Source organism: Aeromonas sp. ASNIH2, assembly GCF_002934795.1.
Classification (GTDB): domain Bacteria; phylum Pseudomonadota; class Gammaproteobacteria; order Enterobacterales; family Aeromonadaceae; genus Aeromonas; species Aeromonas caviae.
The window spans coordinates 2,710,491-2,729,033 of record NZ_CP026406.1 but is presented as its reverse complement, the minus strand read 5'-3'; the positions used below and the strand labels follow the sequence as shown (position 1 = coordinate 2,729,033).

22 protein-coding genes and 1 pseudogene are annotated in these 18,543 nt (G+C 63.3%); 13 read left to right on the top strand and 10 right to left on the bottom strand.

The annotated features are described in order from the left end of the window. Positions 1-9 precede the first annotated feature (9 nt). The gene (mepM, locus tag C3F36_RS12900; RefSeq protein WP_041212320.1) at positions 10-1,347 is read right to left on the bottom strand and encodes a murein DD-endopeptidase MepM; all 1,338 of its coding nucleotides are present in this window, start codon (positions 1,345-1,347) and stop codon (positions 10-12) included. Between the two features lie 270 nt (positions 1,348-1,617). Between mepM and C3F36_RS12895 the strand changes: the two are divergent. Next, positions 1,618-2,918, top strand: a pseudogene (locus tag C3F36_RS12895) (LapD/MoxY N-terminal periplasmic domain-containing protein). Continuing rightward, the gene (locus C3F36_RS12890) at positions 2,915-3,856 is read left to right on the top strand and encodes a TAXI family TRAP transporter solute-binding subunit (RefSeq protein ID WP_042014953.1); all 942 of its coding nucleotides are present in this window, start codon (positions 2,915-2,917) and stop codon (positions 3,854-3,856) included. The pseudogene C3F36_RS12895 and the gene C3F36_RS12890 overlap by 4 nt, the downstream one beginning before the upstream one ends. Here the strand turns inward: C3F36_RS12890 and C3F36_RS12885 are convergent. Continuing rightward, on the bottom strand, positions 3,851-4,525 hold the full coding sequence (locus C3F36_RS12885) for a transglutaminase-like cysteine peptidase (RefSeq protein ID WP_104455202.1): 675 nt from the start codon (positions 4,523-4,525) through the stop codon (positions 3,851-3,853). The genes C3F36_RS12890 and C3F36_RS12885 overlap by 6 nt on opposite strands. Positions 4,526-4,601: 76 nt before the next feature. Beyond that, positions 4,602-5,540, bottom strand: a complete 939-nt coding sequence (znuA, locus tag C3F36_RS12880) for a zinc ABC transporter substrate-binding protein ZnuA (RefSeq protein WP_104455201.1) — start codon at positions 5,538-5,540, stop codon at positions 4,602-4,604. Between the two features lie 94 nt (positions 5,541-5,634). On the opposite strand from znuA, the gene znuC reads away from it, so the two are divergent. Both znuC and znuB read left to right on the top strand, forming a co-directional pair. After that, positions 5,635-6,399: a zinc ABC transporter ATP-binding protein ZnuC gene (gene znuC / locus C3F36_RS12875; RefSeq protein WP_039039733.1), complete on the top strand. Its 765-nt coding sequence runs from the start codon at positions 5,635-5,637 to the stop codon at positions 6,397-6,399. A 9-nt stretch (positions 6,400-6,408) separates the two neighbouring features. Continuing rightward, positions 6,409-7,188, top strand: coding sequence for a zinc ABC transporter permease subunit ZnuB (znuB, locus tag C3F36_RS12870; protein ID WP_010672803.1), 780 nt, complete (start codon positions 6,409-6,411; stop codon positions 7,186-7,188). Between the two features lie 105 nt (positions 7,189-7,293). Here znuB and C3F36_RS12865 read toward each other — a convergent pair whose 3' ends face one another. After that, the gene (locus C3F36_RS12865) at positions 7,294-8,211 is read right to left on the bottom strand and encodes a LysR substrate-binding domain-containing protein (RefSeq protein ID WP_042014956.1); all 918 of its coding nucleotides are present in this window, start codon (positions 8,209-8,211) and stop codon (positions 7,294-7,296) included. Positions 8,212-8,302: 91 nt separating this feature from the next. Between C3F36_RS12865 and C3F36_RS12860 the strand changes: the two genes are divergently transcribed. Next, positions 8,303-9,154: a DMT family transporter gene (locus tag C3F36_RS12860; RefSeq protein WP_104455200.1), complete on the top strand. Its 852-nt coding sequence runs from the start codon at positions 8,303-8,305 to the stop codon at positions 9,152-9,154. On the opposite strand, the gene C3F36_RS12855 is transcribed toward C3F36_RS12860, so the two are convergent. Then, positions 9,151-9,741: a uracil-DNA glycosylase family protein gene (locus C3F36_RS12855; protein WP_104455199.1), complete on the bottom strand. Its 591-nt coding sequence runs from the start codon at positions 9,739-9,741 to the stop codon at positions 9,151-9,153. The two genes, C3F36_RS12860 and C3F36_RS12855, sit on opposite strands and share 4 nt — an antisense overlap. A 102-nt stretch (positions 9,742-9,843) precedes the next feature. Between C3F36_RS12855 and rarD the strand changes: the two genes are divergently transcribed. Next, a complete protein-coding gene (gene rarD, locus C3F36_RS12850) occupies positions 9,844-10,737 on the top strand; it encodes an EamA family transporter RarD (protein WP_104455198.1) in 894 nt (297 codons plus the stop codon). Then, the gene (locus C3F36_RS12845) at positions 10,734-11,069 is read left to right on the top strand and encodes a GIY-YIG nuclease family protein (protein WP_104455197.1); all 336 of its coding nucleotides are present in this window, start codon (positions 10,734-10,736) and stop codon (positions 11,067-11,069) included. Before rarD ends, C3F36_RS12845 begins: the two co-directional genes overlap by 4 nt. 50 nt (positions 11,070-11,119) lie before the next feature. Here C3F36_RS12845 and pspG read toward each other — a convergent pair whose 3' ends face one another. The 4 genes from pspG to C3F36_RS12825 form a co-directional block, all read right to left on the bottom strand. Next, a complete protein-coding gene (gene pspG / locus C3F36_RS12840) occupies positions 11,120-11,338 on the bottom strand; it encodes an envelope stress response protein PspG (protein ID WP_042079384.1) in 219 nt (72 codons plus the stop codon). A gap of 47 nt (positions 11,339-11,385) precedes the next feature. Next, positions 11,386-11,592 (bottom strand): PspC domain-containing protein, encoded by a 207-nt coding sequence (locus C3F36_RS12835; RefSeq protein ID WP_010672796.1) that lies wholly within the window; start codon positions 11,590-11,592, stop codon positions 11,386-11,388. Position 11,593: 1 nt separating this feature from the next. Beyond that, on the bottom strand, positions 11,594-12,256 hold the full coding sequence (pspA, locus tag C3F36_RS12830) for a phage shock protein PspA (protein ID WP_010672795.1): 663 nt from the start codon (positions 12,254-12,256) through the stop codon (positions 11,594-11,596). Positions 12,257-12,463: 207 nt separating this feature from the next. Continuing rightward, a complete protein-coding gene (locus C3F36_RS12825; protein ID WP_039039739.1) occupies positions 12,464-13,192 on the bottom strand; it encodes a 1-acylglycerol-3-phosphate O-acyltransferase in 729 nt (242 codons plus the stop codon). 163 nt (positions 13,193-13,355) lie between these two features. Between C3F36_RS12825 and C3F36_RS12820 the strand changes: the two genes are divergently transcribed. From C3F36_RS12820 to C3F36_RS12805, 4 genes are read left to right on the top strand one after another with little or no spacing between them, the layout of a single operon-like run. Continuing rightward, positions 13,356-13,736 (top strand): hypothetical protein, encoded by a 381-nt coding sequence (locus tag C3F36_RS12820; RefSeq protein WP_104456051.1) that lies wholly within the window; start codon positions 13,356-13,358, stop codon positions 13,734-13,736. Positions 13,737-13,791: 55 nt separating this feature from the next. Beyond that, positions 13,792-15,834, top strand: a complete 2,043-nt coding sequence (locus tag C3F36_RS12815; protein WP_199769588.1) for a protein-disulfide reductase DsbD family protein — start codon at positions 13,792-13,794, stop codon at positions 15,832-15,834. 10 nt (positions 15,835-15,844) lie between these two features. Next, positions 15,845-16,585, top strand: coding sequence for a DsbA family protein (locus C3F36_RS12810; RefSeq protein ID WP_010672791.1), 741 nt, complete (start codon positions 15,845-15,847; stop codon positions 16,583-16,585). Positions 16,586-16,588: 3 nt separating this feature from the next. Beyond that, complete coding sequence (locus tag C3F36_RS12805; protein ID WP_104455195.1) at positions 16,589-17,113, top strand: protein disulfide oxidoreductase; 525 nt, start codon at positions 16,589-16,591, stop codon at positions 17,111-17,113. 77 nt (positions 17,114-17,190) lie between these two features. Here C3F36_RS12805 and C3F36_RS12800 read toward each other — a convergent pair whose 3' ends face one another. Continuing rightward, complete coding sequence (locus C3F36_RS12800) at positions 17,191-17,421, bottom strand: hypothetical protein (RefSeq protein ID WP_104455194.1); 231 nt, start codon at positions 17,419-17,421, stop codon at positions 17,191-17,193. Between the two features lie 267 nt (positions 17,422-17,688). Between C3F36_RS12800 and atcJ the strand changes: the two genes are divergently transcribed. Next, positions 17,689-17,973 (top strand): cold adaptation protein ActJcold adaptation protein ActJ, encoded by a 285-nt coding sequence (gene atcJ / locus C3F36_RS12795; protein WP_024943298.1) that lies wholly within the window; start codon positions 17,689-17,691, stop codon positions 17,971-17,973. 23 nt (positions 17,974-17,996) lie between these two features. Then, positions 17,997-18,539, top strand: coding sequence for a cold adaptation protein AtcA (gene atcA / locus C3F36_RS12790; RefSeq protein WP_104455193.1), 543 nt, complete (start codon positions 17,997-17,999; stop codon positions 18,537-18,539). The last annotated feature ends 4 nt before the right edge of the window (positions 18,540-18,543 follow it).

Genomic DNA, 18,543 nt, shown 5'->3' with positions numbered 1-18,543 from the left:
GGGAGCCGTTCAGCCCGCCTCCATCTCTTTGCGGTAGCTCTTCACCTTGGCGAGGAACTGACGCTTGTCCTTACCGGAGAGCGGCTCCGCCATCGGCAGCTTGATCTTCATGGGATCCACCGGGCGGTTGTTGATGCGCACCTCGTAGTGCAGGTGAGCACCGGTGGAGCGGCCCGTGTTGCCGGAGAGGGCAATCTTGTCACCCATCTTCACCTTCTGACCCGGCTTGACCAGCAGCTTGCTCAGGTGCAGATAACGGGTCATCAGGGTACGGCCGTGCTTGATCACAACATAGGTGCCTGCCAGCGGGTGGCTGGTTGCCTTGAGGACCACACCATCACCGGTCGCCATGATGGGCGTGCCTACCGGCAGGGCAAAGTCGGTCCCCTCATGGGGCCGGACCTGCCCGGTAATGGGATGACGGCGATTCGGGTTGAAACTGGAGCTGACCCGGTAACGGCTGTGAGTCGGATAACGGCGGAAGCCGCGCTCCAGGCTGTTTGCCTGACCGTCATAATAGTTGCCATCTTCCGACAACCAGGCTGACACGGCCTTGCCCTGGCTGAACACCTCGACCCCCAGCAACTGGGTATTGCCCGTACTCTTACCGTCGACCGTCTCCTGACGGACCAGCACCTTGAACTTGTCACCTTTTTTCAAATCCTTGGCGAAGTTGAGGCGCCACTGGAACAGGTTGGCAATCTTCTGGATGTGGTTGGCCGGGATACCGGCATTGCGGGCGCTGACGTAGAAGCTGCCGTTGATGACACCGTCATAGCTCTTCTGCTGCCACTCTACCTCTTCATTGAGCATGTTGGCGCTATAGGTGTCGTCGGTACGCTCCAGCACCAGGGTCTGCTTGATGTTCAGGCGGATCTTCAACTGCTGCAGAATGTTGTCCTGATCGATCAGCAACTCGATGGTCTGACCGGGTTTGAGACGCGCCAGGTTGTTCTTGGCATCCGCATCCAGCACCTTGTAGAGGGTGGTGGTGGACAGCCCCAGGTTGTTGAAGATGGTGGTCAGGTTCTCGCCATTGCGAACCCGGTAATCTTGCCATTGAGGCGTGGCATCCGCCGGGATGTCGTCTTCGGGAGCGGCTGACTCGACCAGCTCGTGATCCGGAATGTCGTTGAAGTCGGTGTTGTCTTCGTTGGTTGCGGTGCCCGTGGTGGCGATCGGCAACTCCAGACGCAGTGGCCGCTCCAGGATGTCACCGGGAGCTGGCAATACGGCTACCGCTGACAGCGTCATGGCCGTGAGCAATAGCATGGCATAGAAATGCTTGCGGGGAACCGGGGGTTCCCAATTGGCAGCCTGGGCTACCAAGGGACGGAGACGTTTCATCCGCTATCCTGTTATTAGATCTAAGGGTGGTGGTTGTGGATCTGTTTTTATGAGTTTTTATTATGAAAACCGAATATCTGGCTTTTAGACCTAAATACTTACAAAAAGTTCATAGCTCCATGCACGAAACTCACATTTTATGCATAACCTTCCAGCATGGGCAGAAATGATCGTCATTTTCAGCCATTTTTTTCTATTTTTAAGAACCAAGTCCGGTTGTGGTGCTCTCCGGCCCAGAAAATGTTGCAAAAACATCTCCATGGAGTGGGTATGTCATTGGCAAAATTGTTAAATGTAATCATCCTAATCCTCTTCACCATCGGCGCCGCGCTGCTGCTCGTGCTGGAGATCACGACGGTACGACAGTCTATTCTCGACCAGATGTCGGCCAACCTTGAAACCGCCATCACCGCACTGGGGCTGGTGCTGCAGGGCACTCTGCTCAACGATGACAAGGTCCTTGCCGAGACCATAGTGAACGCCATGTTCGACGGAGGCTTCGTCAACTCCGTCGTTCTGCTGGATCCGGATGGCCAGGTGCTGTTCCAGAAGGTGTTCCACACCGCACAGCAAAATGTTCCAGGCTGGCTCCCCTCAGTTATCGACATGCCACCGGTCAAGATTGAGCAGGAGTTGACCGACGGCTGGCGCATTCTCGGTACCCTCACGCTCGAGGGACACAAGGGTTACGCCTACCAGCATCTGTGGAACGCCATCAGTCGTACCGGACTTGCGCTGCTCGCCGGCCTGCTGGTGTTCAGCCTGGTGATCACCTGGGTGTGCCGCCGCCTGCTGCGCCCCCTCGAACAGATCAGTCTGCAACTGGCCCGGATCCGCAAACGCCAGTTCAGCGGCAACCTGCCAACCCCGTGGCTTCGCGAATTGCAGGAAGTCGTTGTCTCCATCAACCAGCTGGTCTCTGAACGCAAGCGGGACCTGCTGCAACAGCGGCTCAAGATCACCCAGCTTGGCAAGCACGACGCTCTCCCGACCCACCAGAAGCTCGTTGGGCTGGTCGACACCGATGGCAACACCTATCAGCAGCATTTCTTCTCCACTCAGGGGAGTATCAGGCTCTACAGCCGCCTGCTACCCAAGCACCCCCCCACCACGGACAGTTCGCCGGATGAAATTCGGGGGCTGCTCAACAACTGGCTGACCCAGAAGGCGGAAGGGCTCCAGCTGCCTCTCAGCCTGCTCGGCCACCCAGACTGGGCGCAGTTTGCCCCCGTGCTGACCAGCGCTCGTGGCAAGACGCTGGACTGGCGCTGGGATCTGGCGATCTTCCCCCCCTGGCCGAGGAACGACTGACCGCACTCCAGTCCCAGGGGATTGAGCTGGCATTCAGCAACATCCCGATGAACAACGACAATCTGGCCAGGCTCGACCCCATCAGACCCGTCTTCATCAGTTGCCAGCTCACCCAGTCCCCCCTTTATTGGAACCTGCTCTCCCAATGCCTCCATGCTTCCGGCTACACCTTGCTGGCGGAAGCCGGCGACGTAAGCGATGTGGACATGCTGCGCAGTTGGGGCATCGATGGTTATGCCACTCAGGAGAATGCATCATGAGGATCCCGCTGCTGCTGCTCGCCCTGCTGTGGCAACCGACCCTGCACGCGACCACCATGACCATAGGCACAGGGGGGGAGCAAGGCATCTATTACCAGGTCATCAAGGAGTTCTGCAGACTGGCCAAAAAAAGTGACCCCACGATGCCCTGCAAACTACAGGCCAGCTCCGGGTCCATCGAAAATCTCCGCCAGCTGAAAACGGGAGAGGTACCCTATGCGCTCGTCCAGTCCGACTGGCTCTATCAGGCCAGCCAGGGCACCGGGCCTTTCGCTGCCCAGCCACAACCCGAGCTGAGGGCGCTCTTTGCCACCCACGCCGAACCTTTCACCATAGTGGTGCGAGCCGATGGGGATATCACCACCCTGGAGCAGCTCAAGCTGGCCCCCATCGACATGGGCCTGAAGAGTTCAGGGACTCGTCAAACGGCATTGGCCCTGTTCAATGTTCTGGGCGCAAAGGAGCAGGATCTCGATTTGAAGAGCGTCGCCAATCTCTCCGAAGCGTTGTGCAATAAACAGATCGATGCCTATGGCCTTGTCATGGGTCATCCCAACCGCATCGTGCTGGACACCGCCAAGCGCTGCGCCGTGCGCTTCCTGGCGATCGAGGGGCCCGTAAGGGACCAGCTGCTCAAAGGGGTCAGGTATTACCAGCGCAGCCAGGTGCCGGCACGCATCTACCCGGGCAACCTCAAGGCAACCCCCACCTTCGCCATCGCCGCCACCCTGGTGACCAATGCCGCCACTCCCGATGACGAGGTCTATCGGCTGACCCGGGCCATGCTGAGCCAGCAAACCAGTTTCAACGAACAGACCTATGGCTATGCGAACCTGTTTCACAAGGCGCGCAACAAAATAGGCCCGGTGCTGAGTGTCGAACAGCATCCGGGCGCGGGAAAATATTTCGAGGAGTTGAAGGCGGCGGGCAAGTTATAGCTGGCGACGGGGGGAGCGCAGATGCTCGCTGGAGAACCGGCTCTGCATCGAGGTCCACTGGGCCAGGCGATCGGCACTCCCCGCCAGGGTTCCCTCGCGGCGGGATTTCATGATCCAGATGCTTTTGGCATCGAAACTGTAAACCGGCTGCAGATCATTGCGCTTGCTCCCCGGCAGGATGCGGCCATTGATGTTGTCCAGCACCAGGGGATCTGACTTGATGGTCGGGAAGTACAACGTCACCATGTGGAACTGGTTGTAACGAATTGCCTTCACATAGGCCAGCCGCAGCTTCTTCTCGTCGACCCCCAGCTCCATCAGGGTGTAGTACTTGGCGATGCTGTAGTCCTCGCAATCCCCCCCTCTCGCCCCGATGAACTCCAGCGGATTGGCCCAATAATCATCATCCCCCCACAGTCTGGGATCCTCGCTGTAGGTCAGGTTGTTGAAGTAGTTGTTCACCAGCTCCAGCTTCTGCTGGTCCGTCGTTCCGGCCCTTGGCGTCAGCAGACGAGAGAAGGCCTCGGACCGCTGGATCGCTCTGGCGCCATAGACCGCCTGCATTTTTGCCCTGAGTTCCGGGCTGGCGATGTGTTCGGAAAGACCGGATGCCTGTATGCCGGATCCCAGCAGGGTCAGCGTGCAGGCAGAGATGAGCAACCATTTCATGACTGACACTCCATATCAGATGCTGGAGGTCAGTATAGTTGGCCGCGCCGCCTCTATCGTCAATGTCGGGCAAGGCCTAGCGGCACTGGGCGAAGGCATCCGCCAACTGCTGCATGAATTGCGGATAACCGTCCGGACCGAGCGGCACCCGCTCGCCGACTTCGTCCAGCAGCAGCACCTTGGCCCCGGTATTGCGGGCAACCGACTCGATCACCGCCGGGGAGAACTGCGGCTCGGCGTAGATGCAGCTCGCCTTTTTCTCTTCCAGCGCCTTGCGGATGTCAATCAGCGTCTTGGCTCCCGGGCGACGCTCCGGGCTCACGGTGAAGTGTCCCTTGGAGCTCATGCCGTAGTGACGCTCCCAGTATCCATAGGCTTCGTGGAACACGAAGTAGCCCTTCTGATCCACCGCCTTCATCTGCACGGCGATCACCTTGTCCAGGGCGTCAACCTTGCCCTCGAAGGCCGCGAGATTGGCGGCATAGTGCGCCTGGTTGGCAGGATCCAGCTTGCCCAGTTCGGTCGCGATCGCCTTGGCAATCACCTTGGCCTGGGTTGGACCCAGCCAGATGTGGGGATCCACCCCTTCGTGGTGGTGCCCTTCATGGCCCTCGTCGTGCGAGCCGTGGTCGTGGGCGGCATGGCCATGATCCTTCTCATCATGGTGATGATCGTCATGTTCCCCCTGGGTCGCATAGTTGTACAGCGGCATGCCGGGAACCTGGGTCAGGGTCAATACATGAGGATGCTGGGCCAGGGGTTTGGCCATGAAGCCTTCCAGCTCGGGACCGACCCACACCACCAGATCGGCCTCCTTGATATTGCGCATGTCGGAAGGGCGCAGGGAAAAATCGTGGGGCGACGCACCGGTGGGCAGCAGCACCCCGGGCTCGCTCACGCCATCGGTGATCGCCGCCGCGATGAAGCCCAGGGGCTTGATGGTGGTCAGCACCTCGAGGGCACGGACAGGCAGACTCACCGCCATCAGGGCAGTGATCAGAGCAAGAATTCGCATAGAGGTCTCGTCAGGGAGTATGTGTGTGATAATATAACAAACCAACGTCGCTGTTATATTATAACTCTCACAGGCTGTAAACCCCGGAGCTGTCATGACCCAACTGGTGGAGCTGAAAGAGGTCTGTCTCTCATTTGACGGACGACTCGTGCTCGACAAGGTCTCCTTTACCCTGAACAAAGGCAAAATCACCACCCTGGTCGGCCCCAACGGGGCAGGCAAGAGCACTCTGAGCAAGCTGGTGCTGGGTTTGCTCAGCCCAGATTCGGGGGACATCGTCCGCCGCCGCGATCTGCGGGTCGGCTATGTACCCCAGCGCCTCTATCTGGACCCCACCCTCCCCCTGACGGTGCGCCGCTTCCTGCAGCTTGGCAAGAACAGCCGCCTCTCCATCGAGGAGGCCCTCAATCGGGTCGGCGCCCAGGATCTGCTGGACAACCGGATGCAGAAGCTCTCCGGTGGCGAGATGCAGCGGGTACTGCTGGCCCGCGCCCTGCTGGTCAAGCCCGAGCTACTGGTGCTGGACGAACCGGTGCAAGGGGTAGATATCACGGGCCAGATCGAGCTCTATGCCCTCATCAGCCAGCTGGCCGCCGAGTTCCACTGCGCCGTGCTGATGGTCTCCCACGATCTGCACCTGGTGATGGCCAGCACTCACGAGGTGATCTGCCTCAATCGCCACGTCTGCTGCCACGGCGAGCCACAGAGCGTGGCCCGCCACCCGGAATTTGCCCGCCTGTTCGGGCGACCGGAGCGGGAGGTGCTGGCGGTCTATACCCACCATCACCACTGCGATGGCGAACACCATCATCATGAACCGCAGGCTCCCGTCATCCGCCTGCCCTCTCGCAACAACTAGGATCTTCACGTGGACAGCTTTCTGTTATACGCCCTCGCGGCCGGACTCGGCATCGCCCTGCTGGCCGGGCCGCTTGGCAGCTTCGTGGTGTGGCGCAAGATGGCCTATTTTGGCGACACCCTCTCCCATGCCTGCCTCTTCGGCATCGCCCTCGGCATCCTGCTGCAGGTGGACCTCACCCTGGCGGTCGTGGTCTGCTGCCTCGCCATGGCGATGCTGCTGGTCATCATGAGCCGCAACCAGCAGGTGGCCACCGACACCCTGCTCGGCATTCTGGCCCACAGCGCCCTGTCGCTGGGTCTGGTCACCCTGAGCTTCATGGACAACGTGCGGGTGGACCTGATGGCCTACCTGTTTGGCGACCTGCTCTCGGTGCAGCCCATGGACCTGCTCTGGATCTACGGCGGCGGCGCCCTGGTGCTGCTCACCCTGTGGCGACTCTGGGACCCCCTGCTCTCCATGACCATCTCGGAAGAGCTGGCCCGGGTGGAAGGGGTGCGGGTGGATGTGCTGCGCTGCGTGCTGATGCTGCTGATAGGCCTGGTCATCGCGGTGGCCATGAAGTTCGTCGGGGCGCTCATCATCACCTCCTTGCTGATCATTCCCGCCGCCACCGCCCGCCGCTTCAGCCAGACCCCGGAGCAGATGGCCGGCTTTGCCGCCCTGACAGGCTGTCTCGCCGTGCTGGGGGGCCTTGCCCTCTCCTGGTATCAAGACACCCCGGCCGGTCCCTCGGTCGTAGTCTGCGCCACCACCCTCTTTGTACTGAGCCAGTTCAAGCGCACCTGACCCGCTCCTGATGGCCCTGGTCTCGCCAGTGCCATCAGGCCCCCCCGAAGCAGACTCCTGCGTCGTGGGCTGCGCCGTCCATTCTGCATAGGGCCCCCAGCCCGCTCAGACGCGCCTGAGAGGCTCGTTTTCCCCGGGTCTCAGGCTCGCCTGCGACTCCTGCCACAGCCACTGACGCAACCGGCTGATGGCGGGTTCATGGGCGCGCGAGCGTTTGAAGACGAAATAGAAGTTGTCGCCGGTCTCGAGGGCGTGCAGGGGCAGTCGCACTAGACGCGGATCCTCCGGCTGCAACATGTAGTCATTGATGAGCGCCATTCCCTGGTCCCAGTTCGCCGCCTCCAGCGCGAGCAGGATATGGCTGAAATGGTGCACCCTCGCCTCGGGGGGAATGGTCAGTCCCCCCATTTCGGCCCAGCGCCGCCAATCTTCCCCCTTCTCGCGGTAGATAGCCTGGATGGAGAGCAGCGGCAACTGCCACAGGGTGGCGGGCCACTCCCCTTCCACCTGCTGCCACATCCGCCGACTGCACACCGGCATCAGCCGCTCCCGATAGAGCAGATCGTGCATGTAACCCGGCCCTTCGGGGGAGACGGTGATGAAACCGTCCGCCACCCTGTCGGAGAGCTCGGGATCTTCCGCCACCATCTCCAGGCTGAGATCCAGCTCGGGATAGAGCTGGCGCAGCCCGGCCAGGCGCGGTATCAGCCACTTCACCGCAAAGGAGCTGTAGACCGCGAGCCGCACCCGCATCTCGCCGCCACCGCGCAACTGCTCGCTGCTCTGGGCAATCTGGACCAGCCCGGCGGCGATCCCCTCGAAATAGATCTCCCCCTGGGGCGTCAGGGAGAGCAGCCGCCCCTGGCGCAGCAGCAGCCGCTCCCCCAGAAAATCCTCCAGCAGACGGATCTGGTGACTGACCGCACTCTGGCTGACATTGAGCTCCAGGGCGGCGCGGGAAAAACTCAGCAGGCGGGCAACCACCTCGAAATATTGAACGGCGCGCAGGGGGGGCAGCTTCATTATCCAAATTTCTCATGCGTGATGATTTTTTATCATTTTACTGGATAACAGGCCGCGGGCTACCCTCCCCTCATCTGAATCTGGAGGTGGTATGAATGCAGTCGGAATAGGCATCCTCTATCTGGTGCTCGGCAACATGGTGGCGGTCTTCTCCGATGCCCTGGTCAAGGTGCTGGAGCCGGACCAGCCCATTTTCCAGTTTGTCTTTTTCCGCCAGCTCTCCGCAGCCCTGCTGCTCGCCCCCTGGCTGCTCTGGTCCTGGCGGCGCAACCCGCCGGTAGCCCTCAAGTGGCACCTGCTGCGGGCCCACATCTGGGCCGTCGGCGTCTGCCTGATGGTGGTCGCCCTCACCCGGCTGCCGCTCGCCACCGCCAACGCCCTCTTCTATGCCGCCCCGCTGCTGATGGTGCCGCTCGCGGTCTGGCTGGCGGGGGAGGCACTCTCGCGCCAGAAGGTGCTGACGGCGCTGCTCGGCTTCGTCGGGGTACTCATCGTGCTGCGCCCGACCGAAGTTAACTGGGCCGCCCTGGCGGCGCTCGGGGTGGCGCTCTCCCTGGCGGTCAACAACCTGCTGATCAAGCGCATCCCGCTCCAGCAGCCCATCGCCCAGACCCTGTTTTTCACCAATGTGCTGAGCATGCCCTTCATCCTGGCGCTGGCCTGGTGGGAAGGGGGCGAGTGGCAATGGCAGATGTGGTGGCCCGCCTTCGGCTCCTCGGCGCTCATCATGGTCTACGCGGGGCTGTGCGTGATGGCCTATCGCAAGGCGGAGGCGAGCAAGATCGCCTCGGCGGAGTACACCGGGCTGCTGATGGCGGTCGCCATCGGGGTCTGGCTGTTTGACGAACAGCCAGGGCTGCCGCTGCTGCTGGGGTGCCTGTGCATCATACTGCCGCTGGTCGCCATGGCCCGCAGCAAGCCCCAGGCCGAGCCGGCGCTCTAGCCGGCAGGGGCAAGCAGGGGGGCGACCCTCTGCTGCAGATGGGGGATCACGGCCTGCTCGAACCAGGGGTTCTTCCTGAGCCAGAGGGTGTTGCGCGGTGACGGGTGCGGCAGCGGCAACCAGGCCGGGCCAAAGTCCGCCCAGTGTCGCACCGTCTCGGTGAGGGATCCTTTCGCCGCCTCCCGCAGGTAGTAGGCTTGCGCGTACTGGCCGATGAGCAGGGTCAGCTCGATGTTGGGCAACAGCATCAGCACCTTGTCGTGCCAGGTGGGGGCGCACTCCGGCCTAGGGGGCAGATCCCCCGACTTGCCCCGGCCCGGGTAACAGAGCCCCATGGGCATGATGGCGATGTGGGATTCGTCGTAGAAGACGCTCTTGTCCACCCCGAGCCACTGGCGCAGCCGATCGCCGGAGGGGTCGTCCCAGGGGATGCCGCTGGCGTGTACCCGGGTCCCCGGCGCCTGGCCGATGATGAGCAGACGGGCGTGCTCGTTGCCGCGGATCACCGGCCTTGGGCCGAGCGGCAGGTGGGCCTCGCACAGGCGGCAGGCCCGGATCTGTTCAAACAGGATATCGAGTCGGTTCATGGACCCGATAGTACCAGAGTTTTCTCCCCGCTCCCGCTTGTGAAAGTGGCGGCGGATACTTATCATGCAGCCGCCATTGTTTAGTTTAATAAACGGAGAGCGATGAAGAACTGGATGGGCACCGGCAGCGCGGCCCTCTCATTCGTGCTGTGGGGCATGCTGCCCCTCTATTACCAGTTCATGCCCGAGGTCAACATGTGGGAGCTGCTCTCCCACCGGGTGCTCTGGTCCGTGGTGCTGCTGGGAGGCCTGTTGCTGCTGCTCGGCCACCGGGTACCCTGGGGGGCCCTGCGCGGCGATCCCCGGCAGCTCGGTCTCGTGCTGCTGGCGGGCCCCGTGATGTCCATCAGCTGGTGCATGTTCACCTGGTGCCTGACCACGGGTCAGGTGCTGGCCACCAGCCTCGCCTTCTTCATGACCCCGCTGTTCAACATCGCCTTTGCGGTGCTCTTCCTGAAAGAGAGGCTCACCCCGCAGAAACACCTGGCGGTGGCGCTCGCCCTGGCGGGGCTCGCCTACATGCTCTTCTCCTACGGCGAGCTGCCCTGGTTCTCCCTTGTGATGGGGGCCAACTTTGCCCTCTACGGCCTCATCAAGAAGAAGGTGAGACTGGACGCCGGCACCAGCCTCTATCTGGAGTCCCTGGTGCAGTTGCCCGTCGCCCTGCTCGTCATCGGCTGGCTGACCTTGCAGGGCACCAGCCAGTTTATGGCAGGAGACTGGGCCGACAAGCTGCTGCTGATGGGCAGTGCGCCCGCCACCCTGCTGCCGGTGGGGCTGTTCTGCTACGCGGTGGCGCGCACCCCCATGAGCACCGTGGGCCTGTTGCAATACATAGAGCCCAGCCTCGCCTTCCTGCTCGCCCTCTTCTGGTTTGGCGAGATACCGGATCCGGTGAAATCCGTTGGCTTCGCCTTCGTCTGGGCCGGCCTGCTGGTGAGCCTGCTGCCCCTGCACCGGCTCGGGGGTCGGCGGGCAAGGTGGCGCACCTCGTGACCCTCGCCACCGGCACGCCCTCCCCCTGGTTTGTCTATCTGGTGCGCACCGGCGCCGGGGCACTCTATGCGGGGATCAGCACGGATCCCGAGCGGCGCCTGCGTCAGCACCAGAGCGGCAAGGGGGCCAGAGCCCTGCGCGGCAAGGGGCCCCTGACGCTGGCGTGGCAGCAGGAGGTTCCCGGCAAACCCGAGGCGCTGCGCCTCGAGTACCGCCTCAAGCAGCAGAGCAAGGCGTTCAAGGAGCGCCTGGTGCAAGAGCCGGCGCTGTGGCACGACTGGAGCCTTTCCTGGCTTGCCACCCCGCACACCGAACCCGTGTCGCGCCCATAAAAAGGGCCACTGCAAGCAGTGGCCAAGGAAGGATGCGAGATCAGGGAGGCTTAACGGTAGGTGTTCGACTGCCTGCGCCTGTTGCCAAGCAGCCAGCACACCACCAGCACCAGCAGCAACCAGGGCGCCAGCTTGATGATGAGGGCAAACATGCCGGCCAGGGCGCCAAACAGCACGAAGACCCCGCTCACCAGCAGCATGGCCAACACGGTGAATCCGGTCAGCGCCATGCCGATCAGCACCAGGATCAAGACGATAAATTCCAGCATGTTGTGCTCCTCACGGGCTTGCACTTGCCGACGGGGCGATCCGGAGATCACCCCAGCCAGCGTTGAAGTTCACGGCGGGGAGGCATGACGAGCACCCCCACCAGATAGAGCGCCAGGGCCAGCGGCGGCATCAGGATCAGGGCGAGCAGGGCCACCACCCGCACCGTCACTCTGGACACCCCCAGCCCTCTGGCAAGACCGGCGCAGACCCCGGTCAGCTTGCGATGGGCGAGATCCTTGGGCCAGGGTGTCATGTTATGCCTCCACCTTCTGACCCTTGAGCCGGGCCAGTTCCCGCTCAATCTCGTCGTTCAGCTCCAGCTCGCGGAACTGGGCCTCAAGGGACGGATTCTGCCCCAGGGTCGCCGCCTCCAGCTGGGCCTCCAGCTGATCGACCCGGTTCTGGAAGCCGTCGAAGCGGGCCACCAGCTCGTGCATGCGCTGGTTGTCCACCTGGGCACGGGCGCGGATGCGGCTGTGGGCGGTCTGCTCGCGCAGGGTCAGCATCTTCTGCTTCTCCCGCGCCTCGGTCAGCTTGGCCGCCAGTCGCTCGCTGTCGGCGGTGAGCTGGGCCAGCACTTCGGCCACCCGCGCCTTGTCCTCTTCCAGCCGCTCGCACTGCTTCATCTCCGCCAGCTTCTCGGTGAGGGCGGCACGGGCCAGATCTTCGCGGCCCTTCTGGATGGCGAGTTCGGCCTTGGCTGCCCACTCCTGGATCTGGTTGCGCAGCGCCTGCTGATGGCGCTCCAGCTGTTTCTGTTCGGCGATGACGCGGGCGGCCTGGGTTCTCATCTCGACCTGGACCTGCTCCATCTCCTCGATCATCAGGCGCAGCATCTTCTCCGGCTCTTCGCTCTTGTCGAGCAGGCTGTGCAGGTTGGCATTGATCACGTCGGTCAGGCGGCTGAATACGCTCATGGTCTGGCTCCTTGTTGATGGGGTGTCACTCTCTTCCCATGACATTACAAGAGCCGTGCCAGAATGCTTTTTTCCTTTATTTACAATTAGATGAAAGTTAACGATGGATGTTCAACGGATACGGCGTGGTGAAAAAAACCAACAAGATGGTGATTTTCACCAATAAAAAAGGGAGCCAGCGGCTCCCTCTCTTCTCTGCAACCGTGCTCAGGCCGCCGGCCGATGGCCAAGCTTGCCATCCAGCTCCGCCAGCTTGGCTTCCATCTTCTCCCGGCAGGTGTCGGAGAGCTCGCGGATGCCGGCGGCGCCGTGCTCCTTGCTGCACACCGGGGCCATCACTTCCAGCAGCACCTCGCCGTTGTCCCAGCGGTTGAGATCGACCTGACCGAAGTAGCTGGAGCAGACGATGGGCACCACGGGCACCTCGGCCTGGACGGCAGTGTGGAAGGCCCCCGCCTTGAACGGCAGCAGACCACGCCCCTGGGAGCGGGTCCCCTCCGGGAACATCCAGATGGAGGTGCCGCGATGCTTGATGCGATCCACCACCTGGCCGATGGTGCCGATGGCGCGGGAGCGGTTGGAGCGGTCGATCAGCACGTTGCCGGAGAGCCAGAAGATGAGACCGAAGAAGGGGAGCCACAGCAGGCTCTTCTTGCCCACCGCCACCACGCCGGGCTGCACGGCGCCGGTCACGGTGAAGATGTCGTAGTTGCTCTGGTGATTGCAGACGTAGACCGCCGGCCCCACCGATTTGACCTCGTCGGCCACCGTCACCCGGACCTTGAGGCCGATCAGCGGGCAGACCGCATGATACATGCGGGCAAAGACATAGACGTTGTTCGGGTGGCGCGGGCGCACCAGACAAAGCAACAGGCCGAACAGGAACCAGAAGACGAGCAGCAGTGCCAGCAGCAGCACACGGGCAAGTTTGAGCATCGAACACCTCGGAATTTGACTCGGCGCAGTATACTGGTCCCCCTTTTAGCGAACAAGCGTTCGCCAGACAGAACCGACCAGCCCCGGACGCCACCGGCCACCCCGGCTTGCCCCACCCGCCATTGCCCGCTAGGATGTGGCCATCTTGATGAACGGGGCGAGCATGATTTTGCAACAACGCGCGGCGACACGACTCCTGCTGCTGGTCTGCCTGCTGGTGCTCAATTGCGCGGCCCAGCCGCTGGCCCGCCTCGCCCTGCTCGATCACGCCGTGAGTTGCCAGACCCTGCCCCAGTTCGCCTCAGCCGACGACCAGGCCGACAAGGGCACGCACGCCAGTGTGCAGCCCAGCAGCTGCCAGCTCAACGGCAAGTGGCTGAGCGCCGTCAGTCTGCTGTGCGTGGAGCAACTCTTCTTCGCCATCGCCTTCGTGATTGCCCTGCTGGTGCCCCTGTCACGGCGCGCGCCGGCACTGCCTCCCCCCATCAATGTCTCGCCGCCGGAGCGGCGACTGCACCTCACCCTCTGCGTCTGGCGGGAATGAGTTCAGCCGCGCTTTTTCAGCCTGCTGTCACTCATTTTTTTGCGAGACCCAACACATGTCGAATCTCTTCAAGGCGGCCCTGCTACTGGGCAGCCTGCTGTGGCAATCCAGCGGATTGGCCAGCGATACGGGGTGGCTCACCCGCCCCCAGAACAGTCACGCCAAGGTCAGGCTGCAAGCCGACCGCAGCGTCCCGGATCAGACCCGCATCCTGCTCGATGTCCAGTTGGCGTCAGGCTGGAAGACCTACTGGCACAGCCCGGGTGAAGGGGGCATAGCGCCCCAGATCCTGTGGGATGAGCCGGTCGGCGACTTCCAGTGGCACTGGCCCACGCCGCGTCCCTTCGAGGTGGCCGGGCTCAGCACCCAGGGCTATCAGGAGCAGGTACGCTTCCCCCTGAGCCTGGGCTACCCGGCCGGGCAGCCGCTCAAGGGCACCTTGCGCCTCTCCACCTGCAGCAATGTCTGCATCCTGACCGACTACCCCTTCACCCTGGCGGCGGATGGGCAGGCGCCGGCCGGCTTTGACTTCGCCTGGGCCCGGGCCATGAGCACCCTGCCACAGACGCTGCCCGCCGACACCCGGGTCGAGCTCGGCTACCAGCATAACCAGCTGCAACTGCGGGCCGAGCGGGCAGAAGGCTGGCAGGAACCTGCGCTCTTCATCGATGCGCTGGAGGGGGCCGAGTTCGGCAAGCCCGCGCTCGAGGTAAGCGGCACCACCCTGATTGCCCGGGTGCCGGTCAGCGACGGCTGGCAGGGTGATGCCCCTGACTTGCGTGGTCAATCCCTCGGCCTGCTGCTCACCAGCGGCGAGCAGGCCTGGCAGACCCGCGCCACCATCGCCGGGCCCCTCGCCCTGCCGGCCCCCGAGCAGCCACTTCTCTGGCTGCTGGGGGCGGCGCTGCTCGGCGGTCTCATCCTCAACCTGATGCCCTGCGTGCTGCCGGTGCTGGCCCTGAAACTCGGCTCCGTGTTGCAGCAGCAGGGGCGCGAACAAGGAGGCGTGCGCATGCAGTTCCTCGCCGCCAGCGCCGGGATAATCACCTCCTTCTGGGTGCTGGCAGCCATGAGCAGCCTGCTGCGCGCCACACAAGGGGCGGTCGGCTGGGGGATCCAGTTCCAGAGCGCCGGTTTCATCGGCTTCATGGTGCTGGTCACCCTGCTGTTTTGCGCCAACCTGCTGGGCTTGTTCGAGATAAGGTTGCCCAGCAATCTCAGCACTCGCCTCGCCACCTGCGGCGGCAAGGGGCTCGGCGGCCACTTCCTGCAAGGGAGTTTCGCCACCCTGCTCGCGACCCCCTGCTCCGCCCCCTTCCTCGGCACCGCGGTGGCCTTTGCACTGGCGGCGCCCCTCGGCCAGCTCTGGCTCATCTTCACCGCCCTCGGCCTTGGCATGAGCCTGCCCTGGCTGCTGGTGGCGGCCCTGCCACGCCTTGCCCTCTGGCTGCCCAAACCGGGGCGCTGGATGGGGCGACTGCGCATCCTGCTCGGGCTGATGATGTTGGGCTCCAGCCTCTGGCTGGCGAGCCTGCTTGGCAACCATCTGGGCACCACGGCCACCGGCTGGCTGATGGCCGCCATGGTGCTGGCGCTGCTGATGGGCATCCTCTGGCGCTATGGCCTGCGCGGTTTCACGCTGGCCCTCTCCCTCTCGGCTCTCATCGGCGGCGCCCTGCTGCTGGGGGGCGCCCTCACGGTGAAAGGGAGTGGCAGCGTCGATCGCATCGCCTGGCAGCCGCTCTCCGAACAGGCCATCGCCGACGCCCTGGCCCAGAACAAGCGGGTCTTCGTGGATGTCACCGCCGACTGGTGCGTCACCTGCAAGGCCAACAAATACAACGTGCTGCTGCGTGACGAGGTGCAGCGCGCCCTGTCGGCCCCGGACGTGGTGGCCCTTCGCGGCGACTGGAGCCGACCGAGCGATGCCATCTCCGCCTTCCTGCGCCAGCGTGGCGCCGCCGCCGTTCCCTTCAACCAGCTCTACGGGCCCGGCCTGCCGGAAGGGGAGGTCCTCTCTCCCCTGCTGGACAAGGCCGACTTGCTCGACAGCTTGCACAAGGCCGGCCTCGTTCAGGCCGATGCCACCCATTTCTAAGGAGAATGCCATGAGACTGCGAACCCTGACCCTCTGCACCGCCCTGGTCGCCGCCACCCTGGGCACCCCCACGCTGCACGCCGCCCCCTTCACCCCGGAGCAGGAGGCCCGCATCAAGGAGCTCATTCGCGAGACCCTGATCGCCAACCCCGGGATCCTCGACGAGGCAGCCGAATCCTGGGAGAAACAGAACGCCGCGACCCAGCAGGCCCAGATGGGTGACTTCATCAAGGGCAACCAGGATGTGCTGTTCAACAGCCCCACCAGCCCGCGCCTCGGCGCCAAGCATCCCAAGCTGACCCTGGTGCTGTTCACCGACTACAACTGCCCCTACTGCAAGCAGTTCGACCCGGCGGTCGCCAAGCTGCTCGCGGCCTATCCGGACGATCTGGGGCTGGTGATCAAGTTGCTGCCGTTCAAGGGGCAGACCTCCGCCAAGGCGGCCCAGTACAGCCTGACCCTGTGGCAACAGGATCCTGCCCGCTTCCTCCCCCTGCACGACAAGCTCATGAGCAAGCAGGGGATGCTGACCGAGACGGACATCAACAAGGCGCTGGCCGCCACCGACAACCTGACCCTCAAGCCCGCAGGCAAGGCCACCGAAGAGCTGCGCAACAGCCTGCGCATCGGCACCCTGCTGGGCGTGCAAGGCACCCCGGCGACCCTTATCGGCAACCAGCTGGTGCCAGGTGCCATTCCCTATGACGAGCTGGAGCAGCTGGTGAAAGCCGAGCTGGCCAAGCGGAGCTAAGCCATGGCCGAGGATGCAGGCATAAAGGCCCCCCGCTGGCGCCGCTGGAGCAAGGAGGCGCTCTGGCTGCTGCTGATGGTGCTCGTCATCACCACCCTGGTGGATCTGTGGCGCAGCCCCACCCTGCCGGCGGGGGCCATGGAGGCCCCCTTCACCCTGCAGGACGGCACCACCACCACTCTGGCCGAGCAGAGCCGCGGCAAGCCCCTGCTGGTCTACTACTGGGCCAGCTGGTGCGGGGTGTGCCGCTTCACCACTCCCACGGTGGAGCAGCTCTGGCAGGAGGGTGAAAATGTGCTGACGGTGGCCCTGCGCTCCGGCAGCGATGAGCCGTTGCGCGCCGGGATGGCGAAGAAGGGGCTGACCTTCCCCACCCACAACGACGAGTCCGGGGATCTGGCCGCCCGCTGGCAGGTGGGGGTGACGCCAACCTTCCTCGTCATCAAGGATGGGGCTCTGGTGAGCAGCACCACCGGCTGGAGCAGCGCCTGGGGGCTCAGGTTGCGGCTGCTCTGGGCAAGCTGGTAGCCCCCTTCTATGCCAGAGATGCAAAGAGCCCGGTATCGCTACCGGGCTCTTTTTCATCAGAGGGCTGACAACCCGCCCTATTGGGCGGCCTCCATCGCCCGCTTCTCCAGATTGGCCTTGATGTCGAGACGCTCAGACTCTCCGATCACCCCGTCACCGTTTTTGTCCAGGCGAGAGAAGAGCGCCTCCTGCCGCGCCATGAACTGGGCCCTGGTGACATCCCCCATCAGCGGCGAGGTGGGCAATATGTCGCTGGCAGAGGCGGCACTGCCTGCCAGCGCGAGCACGAAAAACGCGGACTTGACCATGGCGATGACTCCTTGTGACGGCAGAATCCGGATGGTTCGGACAAGAGGGGGCCGGGCAACGCCGGGGCCTGCCGCCCCCCTCTGCCAGTGTAGCCCCGCCGCCATCTCGCACCGCCCGCTCTTTTCGTACAGAAAGACCGCACTTTCATGGCAGAGGCGCCGGCTTTCCGTTAAAATCTCCGGTTTTTGCCGAGCCTGGTTTGCCGACGTTGCGCCACCAGGTCGACACAGGATGAATTCCACCATGCCAGTGAGGCAGGATCCGTCATGAACAACTACTTCCGGGTGTTGGGCGTCAAGTCCAACGCCAGTGAAAACGACATCAAAAAAGCCTATCGACGGCTGTCGAACCAGTACCACCCCGACAAGCTGCACGGGGCGAGCGAAGAAGAGAAAGAGCAGGCAGCCGCCCGGCTGCACCAGGTAAAGCAGGCTTATGAAGTGCTGTCCGATCCGAAACAGCGGGCCGCCTTTATCAAGGATTTCAACAACGTCATCGTGACCGATCCCGCTGCTGCCATGCAGGAGATGTGGGACCAGTTCTACCCCTGAGCCACCAGGCAAGAAGAGCGACTATGCAAAAAAAATGGGACCAGGCACGGCTCAAAGCCCTGCAAAGCGATGCCAGCGAGAACATCGAATCCTACCGGGATCAGGATGACCCCAAGGGGCTCGAGCAGTTCACCGACCAGATGAAGAGCCTGCTGCTGGCCGACATGAGCATGCTGGAGTTCATGCCCGAATACCTGCCGCTCGCCCTCTATGGCCGGGTGCAGTTCCCGGCCAAGGCCAAGTCGCAGTGGAACAAGTGGCTCGCCAGCGGCGAGCAGCCCTCCTGGGACGAGTTCAAGGTGAGCGTCGGCTTCAACAACGCCATCCTGCCGCTGGTCAAGGCGGTGCGGGCACAGAGCGAAGATCAGCTGATGGAAGCCTGCGCCGTGCTGTTCCTGCTGGACAACCCGCTGCCCCGCGGCAGCCACCGCGGCGATGACGACTATGAGCTGCGGGACGATGAAGAGGAAGACGGGGAAGATGCCGACGCCGATTACCACGGCGGTAGCGACCGCTATGGTGATGACGACGGCGATCAGGATATGTACGACGAAGTCCGTTTCTAATTGG